This window comes from Streptomyces sp. NPDC007983 (assembly GCF_042958345.1).
In the GTDB taxonomy this organism is placed as follows: Bacteria; Actinomycetota; Actinomycetes; order Streptomycetales; family Streptomycetaceae; genus Streptomyces.
On the sequence record NZ_JBIBJI010000002.1, the window covers coordinates 414,583 to 431,679 of the forward strand.

Annotated in this window: 11 protein-coding genes; 9 read left to right on the forward strand and 2 right to left on the reverse strand. The window is 70.0% G+C overall.

Features of this window, described 5'->3' with window-relative positions:
- The first annotated feature begins 16 nt into the window (after positions 1–16).
- A complete protein-coding gene (locus ACFZCY_RS06565) occupies positions 17–586 on the forward strand; it encodes a hypothetical protein (RefSeq protein ID WP_391170386.1) in 570 nt (189 codons plus the stop codon).
- Positions 583–1,185: a YkgJ family cysteine cluster protein gene (locus ACFZCY_RS06570; protein ID WP_391169919.1), complete on the forward strand. Its 603-nt coding sequence runs from the start codon at positions 583–585 to the stop codon at positions 1,183–1,185. The genes ACFZCY_RS06565 and ACFZCY_RS06570 overlap by 4 nt, the downstream gene beginning before the upstream one ends.
- Positions 1,186–1,197: 12 nt before the next feature.
- Here ACFZCY_RS06570 and ACFZCY_RS06575 read toward each other — a convergent pair whose 3' ends face one another.
- Positions 1,198–4,509 (reverse strand): right-handed parallel beta-helix repeat-containing protein, encoded by a 3,312-nt coding sequence (locus ACFZCY_RS06575; protein ID WP_391169920.1) that lies wholly within the window; start codon positions 4,507–4,509, stop codon positions 1,198–1,200.
- A 244-nt stretch (positions 4,510–4,753) separates the two neighbouring features.
- Between ACFZCY_RS06575 and ACFZCY_RS06580 the strand changes: the two genes are divergently transcribed.
- Positions 4,754–5,962 carry a S8 family serine peptidase gene (locus ACFZCY_RS06580; RefSeq protein WP_391169921.1) on the forward strand — a complete coding sequence of 403 codons (1,209 nt, stop codon included), beginning with the start codon at positions 4,754–4,756 and terminating at the stop codon, positions 5,960–5,962.
- 283 nt (positions 5,963–6,245) lie between these two features.
- On the opposite strand, the gene eccCa is transcribed toward ACFZCY_RS06580, so the two are convergent.
- A complete protein-coding gene (eccCa, locus tag ACFZCY_RS06585; RefSeq protein ID WP_391170388.1) occupies positions 6,246–10,214 on the reverse strand; it encodes a type VII secretion protein EccCa in 3,969 nt (1,322 codons plus the stop codon).
- 279 nt (positions 10,215–10,493) lie between these two features.
- Between eccCa and eccD the strand changes: the two genes are divergently transcribed.
- The 6 genes from eccD to ACFZCY_RS06615 form a co-directional block, all read left to right on the forward strand.
- Entirely contained in the window at positions 10,494–11,894 is a 1,401-nt protein-coding gene (gene eccD, locus ACFZCY_RS06590) for a type VII secretion integral membrane protein EccD (protein ID WP_391169922.1), read from the forward strand.
- A 25-nt stretch (positions 11,895–11,919) separates the two neighbouring features.
- Positions 11,920–13,389, forward strand: a complete 1,470-nt coding sequence (gene eccB / locus ACFZCY_RS06595) for a type VII secretion protein EccB (RefSeq protein ID WP_391169923.1) — start codon at positions 11,920–11,922, stop codon at positions 13,387–13,389.
- Between the two features lie 268 nt (positions 13,390–13,657).
- Positions 13,658–14,008 carry a hypothetical protein gene (locus ACFZCY_RS06600; RefSeq protein ID WP_391169924.1) on the forward strand — a complete coding sequence of 117 codons (351 nt, stop codon included), beginning with the start codon at positions 13,658–13,660 and terminating at the stop codon, positions 14,006–14,008.
- Between the two features lie 98 nt (positions 14,009–14,106).
- On the forward strand, positions 14,107–14,430 hold the full coding sequence (locus ACFZCY_RS06605) for a WXG100 family type VII secretion target (RefSeq protein WP_391169925.1): 324 nt from the start codon (positions 14,107–14,109) through the stop codon (positions 14,428–14,430).
- 98 nt (positions 14,431–14,528) lie between these two features.
- Positions 14,529–15,014 carry a type VII secretion system-associated protein gene (locus tag ACFZCY_RS06610; RefSeq protein ID WP_391169926.1) on the forward strand — a complete coding sequence of 162 codons (486 nt, stop codon included), beginning with the start codon at positions 14,529–14,531 and terminating at the stop codon, positions 15,012–15,014.
- 67 nt (positions 15,015–15,081) lie between these two features.
- Positions 15,082–17,097, forward strand: a 2,016-nt coding sequence (locus ACFZCY_RS06615) for an AAWKG family protein (RefSeq protein WP_391169927.1), incomplete at its 3' end; no start/stop codon positions are given.

A 17,097-nucleotide genomic window follows, 5' to 3' on the forward strand; every position in this document is an offset into this window, starting at 1 on the left:
GGACGATGGATTGACTGTGGACAGCCTCGCGGGCCCCGAAGCCCAATGGCAGACCTCCCGAGCGAAGGCGCTGTGCTATCGCGGACCCCGTTACGTCACCGGTGCGGACCTCGTCCGTATCGCCCGCACCCTGGCACTCGAGCCGTGGCACTTCACGCAGACCGCGCCGGCCGCCGCCAACGATCCGACCGGGGTGGTGCTGGACAACGCGCGGCGCCGGGTGAACGTCCGGGTGGCCAACGCCGCCCACGGCTGCGTCTTCCACATACGCACCCTGGAGGGCACCGGCCGCTGCGGGCTGGGCGAACTCGCGCCCGTGTCCTGCCGCATGTTCCCCTCGCTGCCCGGTGCGAAGGCCGAGCGCACGGACGGGCCCGGACACCGGCTCGACGAGGAGGAGCTGGCCGAGGCCGAGCGTCAGTGGACCGCCGACCGGGACCACTGGTTCGAGCTGGTCGCCCGCTGGAACACGCTGGCCGGGAAGGCCGAAACCCCGCCGGACGCCGAGGACTTCCAGCGCTATCTGCTGGAGGCGCAGGCCGCGCGCGAAGCCGGTGCGCCCTGGCCCGAGGACGTGGTCGCGTGAACGGCGGCGGAGCGAACCTGGCGGGCTGCGCCGACTGCGGGGGCAGGTGCTGCCGGGAGTACAACGTCCATGTGACCGTCGCGGACGTCCGCAGGCTGGCGTCCGGAATGGCCGTCCACCCCAGGGAGTTCGTCTACCTGAAGGAGGGCAAGGAGGAGGACAACAGCGACTTCCGCTTCCGGCCCGGCGGTCCGCTGTACGACCTCCACCTCCGGCACCGGCCGGATACCAAGGGGTGCGTGTTCCTGATGGAGATCGCCCCCGGCAAGGCCCGGTGCGGCGCGTACGTCCACCGCCCGATGGTGTGCGCCACCTTCCCGGCCGCGCTCGACCAGGGCTCGGTGGGCATCCGTGCGAAGACCCTGTGCGGCGGCCCGGACTCCTGGAACCTCGCCACCATGGACCTGGTCACCTACCGGCGCGACATCATGCGCAACCGGGCGGCCTGGCGCGAGCACCTGGACCTGGTGGAGCGGTGGAACGCCAGGATCGACGGCGGTGAGCTGGGGCTGACGCACGAGGACCTGTACGAGTTCATCCTGGCCACCGCCCCCGGGGAGGACACGGAGGCCGTCTCGGCGGAGACGGCCTCCCCGTAGCGGCGGCGCCGATCAGCCGGCGGGTTGCGCGGAACCCGCCGGCAGGTCGCCGGGCAGCAGCAGCCGCAGGTCCTCCAGACCGGGCGCGGCCATGGTGCCGATGCGCCGGGCCTGCCGCGTCATCATCGCCTCCAGCAGCTGGCGGGCGGTGCGCGCGTTGCCGAAGGAACGGTCGCGCGGGATGAGGTCCACATAGGCGCGCAGCGCCGCCAGGGTCTCCTCGGGGCAGTCGTAGCCGGAGGCGGCCGCGTAGCCGCTCATGATGGTGACCAGCTCCTCCGAGTTGTAGTGCTCGAACTCGACGGTGCGGCTGAAGCGCGAGGCCAGACCGGGGTTGGAGGCCAAGAAGCGGCGCATCTCCTCGGTGTATCCGGCGGCGATGACCACCACCTCGTCCCGGTGGTCCTCCATGAGCTTCAGCAGGGTGTCGACGGCCTCCTGACCGAAGTCGGAACCCGCGCCCTCGGGGGTGAGGGTGTACGCCTCGTCGATGAACAGCACCCCGCCGAAGGCGCGCTCGAACACCTCCTTGGTGAGCTGCGCGGTGTGTCCCACGTAGCGGCCGACCAGATCGGCGCGGGCCACTTCCACCAGCTGACCGGTGTTCAGCACGCCGAGGGAGTGCAGCAGGTCCGCGTAGAGCCGGGCGACGGTGGTCTTACCGGTGCCGGGCGGGCCGGAGAAGATCAGATGGTGGCTGATCTTCGGCGTCGGCAGGCCCGCTGCCTGCCGCTGCCGGGTGGCCTCCAGCAGGTTGACCAGGTCGGTCACCTCGTGCTTGACGGCGTTGAGGCCGACCATCGCGTCCAGCTCGGCCAGCAGGTCCTTGGAGTTACGGGGGCTGTCCGCGCCGCTGACGGACGCGTCGTCGGCGACGTCCTCGGGCAGCAGCAGCGTGAGGTCCGCCTCGGCCGGGTTCGCCATCGACCCGAGGCGGAACGCCTGCCGGTCCACCATCTCCTCGAACACCCGGCGTGCCGCACGGCCGTTGCCGAACGTGGAGTCGCGCGGCATGCGCTCGTAGAGGCGGGCGAGCGCGTCCAGGGTGCTCGGGTCGAGTTCGTACCGGTGCGTCCCGCACATGGACTCGGTGATGGTGACCAGCTCGTCCACCGAGTAGTTGGCGAACTCGATGGTGCGGGTGAACCGGGAGGCCAGACCGGGGTTGGAGCTGAGGAAGGTGGTCATCTGGTCGGTGTATCCGGCGGCGATGACGACCACGTCGTCGCGGTGGTCCTCCATGAGCTTCAGCAGCGTGTCGATGGCCTCCTGGCCGAAGTCGGCACCGGAGCCCTTGCTGTCGGAGAGCAGGGTGTACGCCTCGTCGATGAACAGCACCCCGCCCAGGGCCTCGTTGAACGCCTCGGTGGTCTTGATGGCCGTACCGCCGATGATCTGGGCGACGAGGTCGGCCCGGGAGACCTCCACCAGATGGCCGGAGCGCAGCACGCCGAGGTCGGCGAGGATGCCGCCGTAGAGCCGGGCGACGGTGGTCTTGCCGGTGCCGGGCGGGCCGGAGAACACCAGGTGGCGGCTCATCGGCGGGGCGGGCATGCCGAGGCTGGCGCGGCGCTGGGCGAGCTGGTTGAGGTTGATCAGGGTGCGGACCTGGTGTTTGACGTCGGCCAGGCCGATGAGCGACTCCAGCTCCTCCAGCGGGCCCTCCGGCGTCTTCGCCCCGCCGCCCGCGGCCGTCTCGGCGCCGGTGCCCCCGGCGGTCTCGCCCCAGGCGTCCTCGGCGACGTTGCCGCTGCTGTCCAGCCCCTCGACGGTGAGCCGGTCGCTGGGCCGGGACTGCTTGAGTCCCGCGCCACGGTTGTCCCGGGTGGTGCAGCCGGTGAGGGTGACCTTCTCGGCGCTGTCGACCCGGATGCCGTCGCCGGTGCTGCCGGTGACCTGGCATGCCTCCAGCGTGGCCCGGGCGCCCTCGGCGACCAGGACGCCGTGCGCGCCGGACTCGGCCAGGTGGAGGCGGTGCGCGGTCACCTCGCCGCCGCCCTCCACGTGCAGGGCCGAGGTGGCGCTGGAGCGGACCTCGCAGTCGCTGAGGGTGCCGCGGCCCCCGGAGCCGACCGCGATCCCGGCCTGGCCCGTCCCGCGCACCGCGCAGTCGCGGATGTCGGGGGCGCCGCCGTCGGATATGCGGATGCCGACGCCCTCCGCGTTCTCGATCGTGCACACCTCAAGACGCCCGCGGCCGTCCTCGGCCACCTCCAGGCCGTGGCCGCGGGCGTCGGCCACCCGCGCCCGGCTCAGCAGCGGATTGGCGTTGGTACGGATGGAGATGCCGACCCCGGCGGCGTCGGCCACCTCCAGCCGGTCGAACTCCGCCGAGCACCCCTCGGCCAGCAGCACGGACGCGGTCTTGTCGGCGCAGTCGCGCACGGTGGTGCCGGTGAGCAGCGGCGCGCTCGATCCGATCACCCGGATCGCGGGGGCGGTCGCGGCGTCGAACGCGCAGTCCTGGAAGGTGCCCCGTGAGCGCTCGGTGACGGCGAGTCCGTTGCCCTTGGTGCGGGAGGTGACACAGCGCAGCAGTTCCGGGTCGGCACCGGAGGAGAGGACGATGCCGGGGCCGGAGGTGTCGGTGACCGTGACCTCTTCGAGGGTGGGCCGGGAGCTGCTGGTGATGTAGACGCCGACCGAGGTGTCGTGCACGCGGGCGCGCAGCACATGGGTGGAGCACTTGCCCTCGAGGGCGATGGAGGGCTTCTCGGTGCCGGACACGTCGCAGTCCTCCACCCGGCCCTGCGCCTCGCCGTTGGCGAGGATGCCGTTGCCCTGGGCGTCCCGCACCCGGCAGCCGCGGACGGTGGTGCGGGCCTGCTCGCCGAGGACGATGGCGGAGGTGCCCAGGTGCTCGAAGACCGAGTCGGCCACCACGCTGCCGGTGGGCGCGGTGTCCACGACCCCGGCGCCCTCGGGGTTGGAGATCCGGCAGTCCCGGATGGCCACCGAGCCGTTCTCGCGGGCGAGGACGGCCGTCCAGCCCGAACCCACCACGGTGCAGCCGTCCATGGCCACCTGGCCCCGGGGCGCGTCCACCACCGGCAGGTCCTCGTTGCCGCCGCGCAGGGTCAGGTCGGTGAGCATCACCGCGTCCGCGACGAGCACCACGGCGGTGCCCCGGGGCGGGCAGATCTCCACGCTGCCGCGCTCCCCGTCACCGGCGATGGTGATGCGCGTGCGGACCGTGAGGTTCTCGCGGTAACGGCCGGGCCGGACGCGTATCACCGCTCCTGTGCGCGCCTTCTCCAGGGCCTCGCCGATCGTCCGGAAGCCCTCCGGCTGGTCCGGACCGACCGTGAGCAACTGCCGTGACACGCTGGGACCTCCTCGTTGTGATGCCGCTGCCGACCCTCGGTGCCCGAAGCCCGGGCTTGCTGGAAGCGGGGGAGGGAGGGACGACCACGCGGGGAAAGGCTACGGGAACCGCGGCACCCTCATCCAGGTGTCTCCGGCGCCGGTCCGCAGGACCGGCCGTGGACCCGCTCCCGGGTCGCACCACGGTAGTTGGTACCCGGTGCACGTTACCTCGTGGTGATGTCCTGCGCGTATCGTGCGCGCCATGCGACGTGCTCGTTCTCCTCGCCGTACGGCGGCACGGGCGGTGGCCGCCGCCCTGTTGGCCACGGCACCCCTGGCCGCCCAGGCTCCCCCCGCCGCCGCGGACTCCGTCGAACTGCCCGTCATCCCGGCCGTTCTGGGCCCCGACGCGCCGTGCACCAAGGCGTCGGGCGAGACGGCCCGTGACGAGCCGTGGACGCGGCAGGCGCTGGGCCTGAGCCGCAGCTGGCGGCTGGCGGACGGCCACGGCGTGACCGTGGGGGTGGTGGACACCGGTGTGGGGACGGACATCCCCGCCCTGACCGGCCGGGTCACTGCGGCCGGCGACGCGGGCACCGACTGCGTGGGGCACGGCAGTTTCGCCGCCGGCCTGATCGCCGCCGCGCCCGGCAAGGGCTCGGGCGTGGCGGGCGCGGCGCCCGCGGCGCGGATCCTCGCGGTGCGCGGTACGGACAGCCGCGGCAACCCCACGGCGGACCGGCTGGCGAGCGGGATACGGGCCGCGGTCGACGGCGGCGCGAAGGTCGTCTACGTGGGGCGCGCGGTGCCCACCGGCAAGTCCGTGCTGACCGCCGCCGTGGCGTACGCGACGCGGAACGACGCCCTCGTCGTCGCCCCGTTCGCCCCGGACGCGATGCCCGACGACCCGGAGACCAACGAACCGGCCGAGCCCGCGCCCTGGTACTGGCCCGCGGCCGCGCCCGGGGTGCTGTCGGTCATGGACTACGGCCCGGACGGCAGCCGCCCGAAGAACGCGCCGGAGATGGACGGGGCGGACCTGGCGGCGCCGGGGGACGTGGCGGTCAGCGTCGGTCCGAGCGGCTCCGGGCACTTCATCGGCTCCGGCTCCTCGCTGGCGGCGGCCAACGTCGCCGGGGCGGCGGCGCTGGTGCGTTCGCGGCACCCGGGGATGAGCGCCGCCCAGGTGTCCCGCCAGCTGGTCACGGCGGCCTATCCGGCGGTCCCGCCGCGGCTGGACCCGTACGCGGCGCTGACCACCGTCCTCACCGACCGGCAGGGCACCACACCCCGTCCGGCCCCCGCGAAGATTCCCCCGGCCGCCTCCCCGCAGCCGCGCCACCGCGCGCTGCTGATCGCGGGCGCGGGCGGCGGCGTGGTGCTGCTCGTGGCGGCCGCCGCGGTGGTGATCCCGCGCGGCCGGGCGCGGGGCTGGCGCCCGGCGGGCCAGGAGGACCGGCCGGCGGTCTGAGAACGCCCGGACCGCGCGTGATCCCTGCCGCGAATTCTGGGGAATCCCCTAGATGTTCGCACCGGATTTTCCGCTGAGCCGGCCGGTTACCCCGACCGGATAAGACCACCGGACACCCCGGCCGGATACCCGGACCGGATACCCGGACCGGAACCCCGGGCGGATACCCCGGCGGATGCCCCCGCCGGAATCTCCGCCGGAATCCTCGCCGAGAACGGGAACCGCCCCCGGTGCCGAGCACCGGGGGCGGAACCATTTACGGGTTTTACTCCTCTGGGCCGGCTTACGTGGCCGACGTGTCCACGAGCGCCGTCTGGACCTGAGTGGTCTTGCGGCGGGCGACCCGGATGGCCCGCCCGGGGTTCAGGCTCCGGCCCTTGACGTTGCCCAGCAGATAGCCCTCCGAGGGCGGGCAGGACATCAGCAGGGCGGGCGTGTTGACCTCCAGCAGCCGCCGCATGAGCATCTCGTTCAGCCCGCGCCCGGCGCCGGACGCGGAGCGGGTGACGATGATGTGCAGCCCGACCTCCCAGCCCAGCGCGAGGTGGTTGAGCAGCGGGTCGAACGGCGAGTTGCCGATGCCGGCGCCCAGCATGTCGTAGTCGTCGATCAGGATGAACAGCCGCGGCCCGGGCCACCAGTCGGCCTGCTTCATCCGGCCCGGGGCGATGTCCGGGCCCGGCACCCGGGTCTGTACGGCGCGGGCGGTCCCGTCGATCATGTCCTTCAGCGCGCCCATGGACACCGCGTGGCCCAGCCGGTACTCCTCCGGCACCGCTTCCACCAGGTCACGGCGGTAGTCCACGAGCACGATCTGCGCCTCGGCGGGGGTGTACCGGTCCATGATGGACTTGGCCATCAGCCGCAGCAGGTTGGTCTTGCCGCTCTCGGTGTCGCCCACCACGACCATGTGCGGGCTCTCGCTGAAGTCGTGCCAGACGACCGACAGCCGCTCCTCCTCCAGGCCGATCGGCACCCGGAAGTCGCCCCCGGCCGGGGGAAGCTGCTTGGCGGGCAGCTCCGTCGGCAGCATCCGCACCCGCGGGGCCGCCGGGCCCGGCCAGCTCTCCTTGATCGCCGACACCAGACCGGAAACCCCTTCCGACAGGTCCTCGGCCGACTCCATCCCGTCGATGCGGGGGAGCGCGGTGAGGTAGTGCAGCTTGCCCTCCCGGGTGAGGCCGCGGCCCGGGATGCGCGGCACGGTGGAGGCGCGGCGGTTGTCGATCTCGGAGTCCATGGCGTCACCCATCCGCAGCTCCAGATGGGTGCCGGCCTGGTCGCGCACCGCCGCGGTGAGCTCCACCCAGCGGGCGGTGGTCACGATGAGGTGGATGCCGTAGTTCAGGCCGCGGGAGGCGATGGAGGCGAACGTCTGGATGTTGCGGTCGTAGTCCTGGCGCACCGTGGACCAGCCGTCGATCACGAGGAACACATCGCCGTGCGGCTGGTCCGCGAACTCGCCCGCGGCCCGGCGGCGGCGGTACGTCGCCATCGAGTCGATGCCGTGGGTCAGGAAGAACCGCTCGCGGTCCGCCAGCAGCGAGGTGACCTCGGAGATCGTACGGCCCACCCGCTCGGAGTCCAGCCGCGCCGCGACCCCGGCGGTGTGCGGCAGCTCGGCCAGCGACGCCAGCGTGCCGCCCCCGAAGTCCAGGCAGTAGAACTGCACTTCGCGCGGGGTGTGGGTGAGGGCCAGCGCGGTCAGGATGGTGCGCACCATGGTGCTCTTGCCGCTCTGTGGACCGCCCGCGATGGCGACGTGGCCGCCGACCCCCGACAGGTCGATGCTCAGCAGGTCGCGCAGCTGCTCGAAGGGCTTGTCCACGATGGCGATCGGCACCGTCAGCCGCCCGCGCAGCGGCGAGCCGACCGTGGTCAGCCCCAGCTCCGGATCGGGCGTCAGCGGCGGCAGCACCTGGTCCAGTGTCGCGGGCAGGTCCAGCGGCGGCAGCCACACCTGGTGGGCGGCGGGTCCGGCGCCCAGCAGCCGGTCCACGGCCACCGACAGCAGGGTGTCGCTGGTCTCCTCCTCCGGCTCCGGCTCGGGCTCGGGAACGTCGGGGAGCTGGCGGGGCACCACGTACGCCGCCGTCCACGGCACCGTCTGGCTGGCCACCCGGGCCTGGTTCACCCGGCTGCGCCGCTGCTGGTACGGGCCGGAGACGTACGCGGCGCGGAACCGGGTCAGCGCCTCCACACCCGACTTGAGGTAGCCGCTGCCGGGCTGCGGCGGCAGCTGGTAGGCGTCGGGCACGCCCAGCACACCGCGGCTCTCCATGGCGGAGAAGGTGCGCAGACCGATGCGGTACGACAGATGGCTCTCCAGCTGGTGCATCCGCCCCTCGTCCAGCCGCTGCGAGGCGAGCAGCAGATGGACGCCGAGGCTGCGCCCGAGCCGTCCGATCATCACGAACAGCTCCATGAACTCGCGGTGCGCGGCGAGCAGCTCACTGAACTCGTCGACGATCACGAACAGGCTGGGCAGCGGCTCCAGCGGGGTGCCCGAGGCCCGCGCCTTCTCGTAGTCCAGGGCCGAGGTGTAGTTGCCGGCGGACCGCAGCAGCTCCTGGCGGCGGATCAGCTCACCGTGCAGGGCGTCCTGCATGCGGCCCACCAGCGCGGCCTCCCCGGCGAGGTTGGTGATCACCGCGGAGGTGTGGGGCAGTTCGTCCAGGCCGAGGAAGGTGGCGCCACCCTTGAAGTCCACCAGGACGAAGTTGAGCGTCTCGGAGGAGTTGGTCAGCGCGAGCGCCAGCACCAGGGTGCGCAGCAGCTCGCTCTTGCCGGAGCCGGTGGCCCCGATGAGCATGCCGTGCGGCCCGGTGCCGCCCTGCGCGGACTCCTTGATGTCCAGCTCCACCGGGGTGCCGTCGGGGCCGACCGCGATCGGCACCTTGAGCCGGTTGGACCCGGTGGCCTGCTTCCAGAGGGTGTCCGGGTCGTGGCGGTACAGGTCGGAGATGCCCAGCAGGGTGGTCAGTTCGACGTCCGAGGACAGCGGCTCGGCGGCGTCGCCGCCGCCCATGCCCATCCGGTACGGGGCGAGGCGCTTGGCCAGGGCCGTGGCGCCGACCGGCCCGAAGGCGTCGGGGCGGCCGAGCCGGGTGGTCTGCTCCTTGCGCTCGCGGTCGGTGCGGACCAGCTCGAAGGAGTCCTCGCTGACGTCGAAGCGCAGGGTGACCCGCCCCGGGCGCCAGGTCAGCGCGCCGGTCAGGTCGAGCACGACGCAGTTGCGGAAGCCCGCCCCGTCCAGCCGGTGCCGGCCGGGGACGGCGCCGCCGTCCACCACGATCACGGTGAACGGCTCGTCACGCCCGGTCGAGGCGTCCGGGTCGAACGAGGGCCGTTCCATGAATTCCGCGCCGAGCAGGTCCTCCAGCTCGTTGAGGGCGGAGACGAACATCCGGGCCGCTCCCGCGCCGTCGTTCTCCTGGGGGTGGAGGTTGTGGGGGAGCCACTTCACCCACTCCCAGTCCGCGCGCCGCTCGTCCGACACGCACACCGCCACCCACACGTCGTCCGGGGCGTGGAAGGTGGCCAGTTGGGCGATGATCGCGCGGGCGAGGGAACGTATCCGCTCCTCGTCGCCCCGGAACATCACCCGCGCCCAGGCCCGCAGATAGATGGCGATGGGCTGTTCGGGCACGGTGGAGTAGGCCCGCATGAAGCTGCGCAGCGCGTGCGCCGTCAGCGGCTCCAGGTCCTCGACCGGGGTGGTCGCCGTGGGCGTCAGCCGCAGGCCCAGCTTCTGCTCCCCGACGGCCACCCGGATCTCGCCGAAGTCCTCGTCCTGCGGGCGGCGTTCCCACAGCCGGGTGGTGCCCGCCAGCGACCACAGGGCCGAGGGCGGCGGGTGCCGCCACGCCAACGCCTTCTGCTGATCGGTCACGGCGGTGCGGACCTTGCGCCGGATCTGGGTGAGATAGCGCAGGTAGTCGCGGCGCTCACCCTTCAGACGCTGTTTGCGCTCGCTTGTCTTGCGCATCATCTGACCGAGCATCATGGCTGCCGAGGACAGCACCATCAGACCCATGGCCAGGTACATGAAGTGGCTGCTGCCGCCGCCGCTCATGCCCGGTCTCATGAACATCAGCATCATGGAGACCGACATGAGCGCCATGGGCAGATAGGTCCAGATGGCGGAGCTGTCCGGAACCACTTCGGGCAGCGTGGGGGGTTCCTGCAGCTTCAGCTCGCCGTCGGGCATTTCGGGGCCGCGCCGACGGGCCGGGCGGCGGAACAGGACCACACTCAAGGAATGGTCTCCTCACGGGTGGGACAACGGTGGGGGCAATGCTCTCGGTCGGTGGCGTATCGTCACGTCCGCACAGACAACCGGAATACAACAACTGTGCAACTCGGTATACCAGTACAGGGACGGGGCCAGTAATGTGCACCCTCCCGGAGACACATATGGCACGCACATACGCTGGTGTCTCATCAGCATCATCCGTCCCACATCATTCCGTCACAACGGAAACCCGGGAACCCCCCTCGCAGACCCCCGGAAGAAGCGTGAGCCAGCCCGATGACTGACAACCAGGTGGCCGGTCTGTGCCGCCTGACCGTACGCGCGCCGGCGAAGACCATCGACCTCGCGGTCCCCTCCGACGTCCCGGTGGCCGACCTGCTGCCCGCCGTCCTCGGCTACAGCGGCGACGACCTCGCGGAGACCGGCATCGACCACGGCGGCTGGGTGCTCCAACGCCTCGGCGGCGAACCGATGGACGAGGAGCGCACCCTCGACTCCTACGACCTGCGCGACGGCGAGACGATCTACCTCCGGCCGCGTATCGAGGCCCTCCCCGAGGTCCACCTCGACGACCTGGTCGACGGCATCTCCACCACCATGCAGGACCGGCCGCACGGCTGGTCCCCGCTGGCCAGCACCCGGCTGCTGCGCGGCTTCGCGGTGACCGCCCTGGCGGCCGGACTCGCCGTGCTCGCCCTGCCCGGCGGCTCCCCCTGGCTGCGCGCCCTGTGCGCGGCGGCGGCCGGAGTGCTGCTGCTCGCCGGGGCGGGCTCGGCCAGCCGCGCGGTCGGCGACGCCGCAGCCGGCGCGGTCCTCGGCTTCATGGTCGGCCCGTACCTCGCACTCGCCGGATGGCTGCTGCCCGGCGGCGACTTCGACGGCCCGCACAGCCACGAGGTCCTGGGCGCCCGGATGCTGGCTGCCTGCGCCGCGGGCGCGGGCGGCGCGATCGTCGCGCTCGCCGCCGTGGCCTCCTTCGCCGCGCTCTACCTCGGTCTCGCCGTGGTCATGGTCTTCGGTACCGTCGCCGGGGCCCTGATGGTCATCACCGACCTGGGACCGGCCCATGTGGCCGGCATCCTCGCCCTGGTGGCCGTCATCCTCGGCGCGTTCGTCCCCTCGCTGTCCTTCCGGATGTCCGGCATGCGCATGCCGCCACTGCCGACCAACGCCCAGCAGCTCCAGGAGGGCATCGAGCCGCACGCCACCTCCGTGGTCGCCGCCCGCGCGGTGCTCGCCGACGGCTGGATGAGCTCGCTCTACGGAGCCGTGGGCGCCGCCTGCGCCGTCTGCCTGGCCGTGCTCACCCACGACGGCGGACTCCCCGAGGTCATCATGGCCGTCGTGCTCTCCCTGCTGCTGTTGCTGCACGGACGCGGTCTGGGGAACGTATGGCAGCGGCTTTCCCTCTTCCTCCCCGGGGCCGGAGGTTTCCTCCTCCTGGTCCTCTTCAACGCCCTGTCCTACTCGCCGGACCGCCGGCTGCTGCTGGCCGCGAGCCTGCTCGCCGCCACCGCGGGCATCGCCATCGCCTCGTGGACCGTGCCCGGCCGACGGCTCGTGCCGTACTGGGGCCGGGCGGCGGAGATCCTGCACACCGCCGCCGCCATCGCCCTGCTGCCGCTGGCCCTGTGGGTGCTCGGGGTGTACAGCGCCCTGCGCGGCCTGAACGGCTGACCGTCCGAACCGGAGGAAACGCACAGTGCAGTCCAAGCGCGACCAGGTCCAGGCGCACATGTTCATCATGGGGCGCCTCACCTCGGGCATGCTGCGCGCCGACCCCGACGCCCCGGAGAGCCCCCAGGGCCGGACCAACCGGGGCGTGGCCATCAGCGTGATCATCGCGATCCTGATCGCCGCCGGATCCTTCGTCTTCGGCCTGATCAAGCCCGGTGCGAAGAACTCTTGGCGGGCCCAGGACACCCTGGTGGTCAACAAGGAGACCGGCGGCCGGTACCTCTACCTCGACGGACGGCTGCGCCCGGTGCGCAACTACACCTCGGCGCGGCTGCTCCTCGGCGCGAAGATGAAGACCGCCTCCGTCGGCAGCACATCGCTCGGCGGCACCCCGCACGGCGCGCCGGTCGGCATCACCGGAGCCCCCGACGACCTGCCGAGTGGCGACAGCCTCACCACCGACCCGTGGCAGGTGTGTTCGGGCACCACCGGCGGCTCCACCGCCACCGCCCTGGCCGTCGGCCAGGACATCGACGGCACCGGGCTCGGCGACTCCGAGGGGCTGCTGGTCACCGGGCCCGACAAGGCCGACTACCTGGTGTGGCAGGGCAGCAAGCTCCGGATGGACACCACCGGCCGGGCCCGCGAAGCCCTCGGCTACGCCTCCCGTACCTCGGTGAAGGTGTCCGCGGCGCTGCTCAACTCGCTGCCCACCGGCCCCGATCTGACCGCCCCCGACATCCCCCTGCGCGGCGGCCGGGGGCCGTCCCTGGGCGGCGGCCAGACCCGGATCGGACAGGTCTTCCAGGTCTCCGCGCCCGGTGCCGACGCCCGGTACTACGTGCTGCGCAAGGAGGGGCTGACACCCGTCAACGCCACGGTCGCCGCGCTGCTCATGGGCAACCCGGAGACCAGGCAGAAGGCGTACGGGGGCGGGGCGGTCAGCGCCGTCCCCCTGGGCGCCGACGCGGTGATCGGCCACCTGGCGCCCGACGCCGAGGACGCCGACACCACCGAGGACCTGCCCCCGAGCCCGCCGAAGGCGGCGGACCTCGGCGAGGGCGAGACCCCGTGCGTGGGCATCCAGTCCGGCGACGACGGTACGCGGGTGAGCGTGACCCTGGCCGCGAGCGACCAGCTCGGACGGGCCGCGCAGGCGACGCCCGAGGGGCTGACCCCGGCCTGTGTGACGGTCAACCGGATCGTGACGCCCCCCGGCGGCGGCGCCCTGGTGCACACCCTCGGCGCGGACGGCTCGAACGTCGGCAGCACCGTGTATCTGGTGACGGACAGCGGGGTGAAGTACCGGGTGCCGACGGCCAAGTCACTGGAGGCGCTGGGCTACACCGTGGGGCAGGCGCAGCGGCTGCCGTCGTCGCTGCTGTCCATGGTGCCGACGGGCCCGGATCTGACGCCCTCGGCCGCGGTGTCCGGCCGGGGCAAGGCGACGGCGCCGCCGTGCGGCGACAACGATAAGAAAAAGGTGGGCCACTGAGGGCAATTGGGGCCTTCCCCCATCGGCATATCGACATTTGAGGATGGCTTGAGCTTGCGTCGGAGCGGCGCGCGTCGCGCAAAACTAGGGAAACTATTGAAACCCTTCTGTTGCGGCGTTTCTTGTCGGCAAGCATTGCTCATCGCTTGTTCGGCCTCTTACCATCCTTGTCTGGACCAACTGGATGTTGGTGCTTCCGCATCCGGTTGCGCAAGCCACGCCAGCGCATCGGGCCTGGCGGCGGAAATCCACCGGAAAGGGCAGCGTCATGGCAGGCATGCAGCGGTCAGAGGAACAGGGGACACGGAACGGCATCCAGGCCCTCGAGATGGCGTTCTCGGGTGTCCAGAGCCGTCGGCAGGACGTCGAGAGCACCAAGCAGGGCATGATGCAGGCGCTCCAGGGCAGTGACGGTGGCGCCTTCCAGAAGCTGCTGGACTCCTGGGACGAGCACGCGGAAATCATCTCCAAGAACCTGCAGGACATGATCAACCAGCTCAACGAAACGCTTCGTTCCAAGGGTATGACTCAGGGGTCGTCGAACGAGGCCGTCAACCAGGCCTTCTCTCAGTCGCAGACCATTTTCGACAATCTGATGGGCAGCACCGCCGGAAAGTGACCCGGAGCGGGCCGGTGTCGCACCGGCCCGATATCGGCTGACAACGGGTCGAAACACATTCCACACCCCCATACCCCCAGAGCGAGACGAGGTCCCCGATGTCCGACAACCTCACTGACGGATATATCTACGTCAGCTACGCGCACGTCGACAACGCCGTTGATGACATGCGGCTGCAGACTCAGGAGATCGCGAAGATCATCAGCAGTCTCAATGACGAACTCCAGGCACTGAAGAACACCTGGGAAGGTGACGACCGCCTGGCCTACGACGAGAAGCAGACCGCCTGGAACCAGGCCGTCGACAACATGGGCAATTGGCTCGGCGACAATGCTCAGACGCTGAACCACATCCGCGATCTGTACACGCAGAACGAGAAGAGCCAGACGCAGAGCTGGCAGGACGTGAAGATTGGCGGCTGACCTCAGCGCTGTGCGGGCGGCCGTTCCACATAAGGAAAGACGTGGGGCGGCCGCCCGCTGTGTCATCCGGACAGTGAGGTAAGAGAAAGGGCGAGAGCATGGCCGAGACCAATCAGCCGACGACACAGCTCAACAAGGAGTGGCTCGAGAACTTCCGCAAAGTCGATCTCGCGGACTTCAAAAAGGCGCTCAAAACGGTAACCGAGAACGGCAAGACGGACCCTGTGATTCCTTCGATGAAGGCGCTCAAGGGGGACGACGACGGCGTCCCCAACCTTCCGTTCGGCACGCCCGTTCCGTTGGCGATCGGAAATCTGGCGTCGGATCCGGGCACGCACGGGGAATCGATCAACAAGGCCGTGGTGGACATGGTGACGCTCCTCGACGGGATTCTGAAGAGCCATGTGACACTTTTCGATGACATTGATGACGCCATCGAGGAAACCATTGACTCCCTGTTCAAGACCCAGGGAGAGAGCCTTGATGCCGTCGAGGGTCAGAAGCTGGTCGACATCTTCGAGGATGTGGAGGACGACCTGACGACGCCGGCGAACGAGAAGGAGGGCGACGGGGACGACAAATAAGCCCGGTCACCGACGTCGTTGAGTCTTTCCCTGCTTGAGTAACCGACCCTTCTGATGGAGCCTCGCCATGGCCGATGACAAAGAGTACGACGACTACTGGTGGAAAGCGGTCAAGCTCTTCACCGGCTATGAAGCGCCGGCGAGGAACACGCTGTTCGACCAGATCGTCGGCAACGCCGGCATCAAACAGATGAAGGTGGAGATCACCAAGCAGGGCAGCGTCGAAACCATCGACGCGGATGACTTCAACTGGATGGTCGAGAACGCCGGGTGGGACATCCAGAACACCGACTTCGTGATCCCGTTCTATACGTACAGCGGAGGCGACGTCGATTATTACAAGGCTCGTTTCACGCTGCTCGGCGCCAAGATCGCGGACGGCAAGCCGGTGGGTGGCGAGGTCGTCGGCGGTGAGGGAAAGAGCAAGTACGGCAAGGAGTTGGAGGGTGGCCACTTCAAGCCGAGCGACAACGGGACGGTCTGGAACACCTTCGACCTGACCAGTTACTCGTATGGGACGGGTAAGGCGCTGAAGGCTCTGCTGGAAGAGCCCAATGGAACCCTCGGGTTCTCCTGGGGCGGGAAGCCTCCCATTCCGCTCGACAAGGGCGTGCGGCTGGCTTCCTTCGACATGGCCGGGGATGCCTTCGACCGGGTGGCCAAATTCTTCTGGGACAGCAACGCCACCATGACCGAGTGGCAGAACAAGGTGGGCAAGGACGAGAACGATGCCTGGAAGGGACAGGCCGCCGGCGTCTTCTGGGACCTCATCCATGAACTCGGCAGGCGATACGGCCACTACGCCGACGACATGGAGGCAGTCGGCAGCGTGTCCAAGCAGGGCAAGGCGCTCAGGCAGGCGGGGACGGATCTCAGGACGCAGGCCCAGAAGATCTACAACAAATGGGATTACTGGAATGTGGCCATGGGCAACCCGCTGCGGTGGCTCGTCGACCTGTTGTCGGACATCGCCACGCAGACCTGGAACAACAATCTGACCCAGGTCGACGCCGACTACCAGTACAGCTACAGCGCTTATGGCGGCACCGGTTACTGGGACTACAGCACGACCTCGGACTTCACGCAGCTCGCCTGGGACAACGGGAAGGCCGGCGGTCGTGCCCAGCGGTCCTATGGCGACATGAAGGAGCTGAGCACCTGGAAGGAAGTCGGCGATCAGGCGATCGCCGACTGGGAGGCGTCGGTCAAGACCAATCTGATCGACCCCGCCGAGCAGGCGCTGAAGGATCTGGCCACGGCCTGGGGATCGTCGCACTTCGATCTGGGCTCCATCCGGACCAAGGGCGACAAGGGCATTAAGGAAGAGTACACCGAGGACAAGGCGTACAAGGAGAAGAAGGACGCGGAGGACAAGGCCGCGAAGGAGAAGAAGGAGGCCGAGGAGAAGTACGCCAAGGAGAAGAAGGAGGCGGAGGACAAGGCCGCGAAGGAGAAGAAGGAGGCCGAGGAGAAGTACGCGAAGGAGAAGAAGGAGGCGGAGGACAAGGCCGCGAAGGAGAAGAAGGAGGCCGAGGAGAAGTACGCGAAGGAGAAGAAGGAGGCGGAAGAGAAGGCCGCCCAGGAGAAGGCGGAACAGGAGAAGAAGGAGAAGGAGCAGGAGGCCAAGCAGGAGCAGAAGGAGAAGGAGGCCGAGCAGAAGCAGGCCGAGCAGCAGGCCAAGCAGGAACAGAAGGAGAAGGAGCAGGAGGCCAAGCAGGAGCAGAAGGAGAAGGAGGCGGAGCAGAAGCAGGCGGAGCAAGAGGCCAAGCAGGAGCAGATCCGCCAGGAACAGGAGGCCAAGCAGGAGCAGAAGGAGAAGGAGGCCGAGCAGAAGCAGGCCGAGCAGCAGGCCAAGCAGGACGAGGCGCAGAAGCAGGCGCAGGCGTTCCAGGTCCAGCAGGTTAATCAGCAGAAGGCGGAGCAGGAGAAGCGGGACAAGGAGCAGGCGAAGAAGCAGGCGGAGCAAGAGGCCAAGCAGGAGCAGATCCGCCAGGAACAGGAGCAGAAGCAGGCCGAGCAGGAGAAGAAGCAGGAGGAGAAGGAGAAGGAGGCCGAGCAGAAGCAGGCGGAGCAGCAGCAGAAG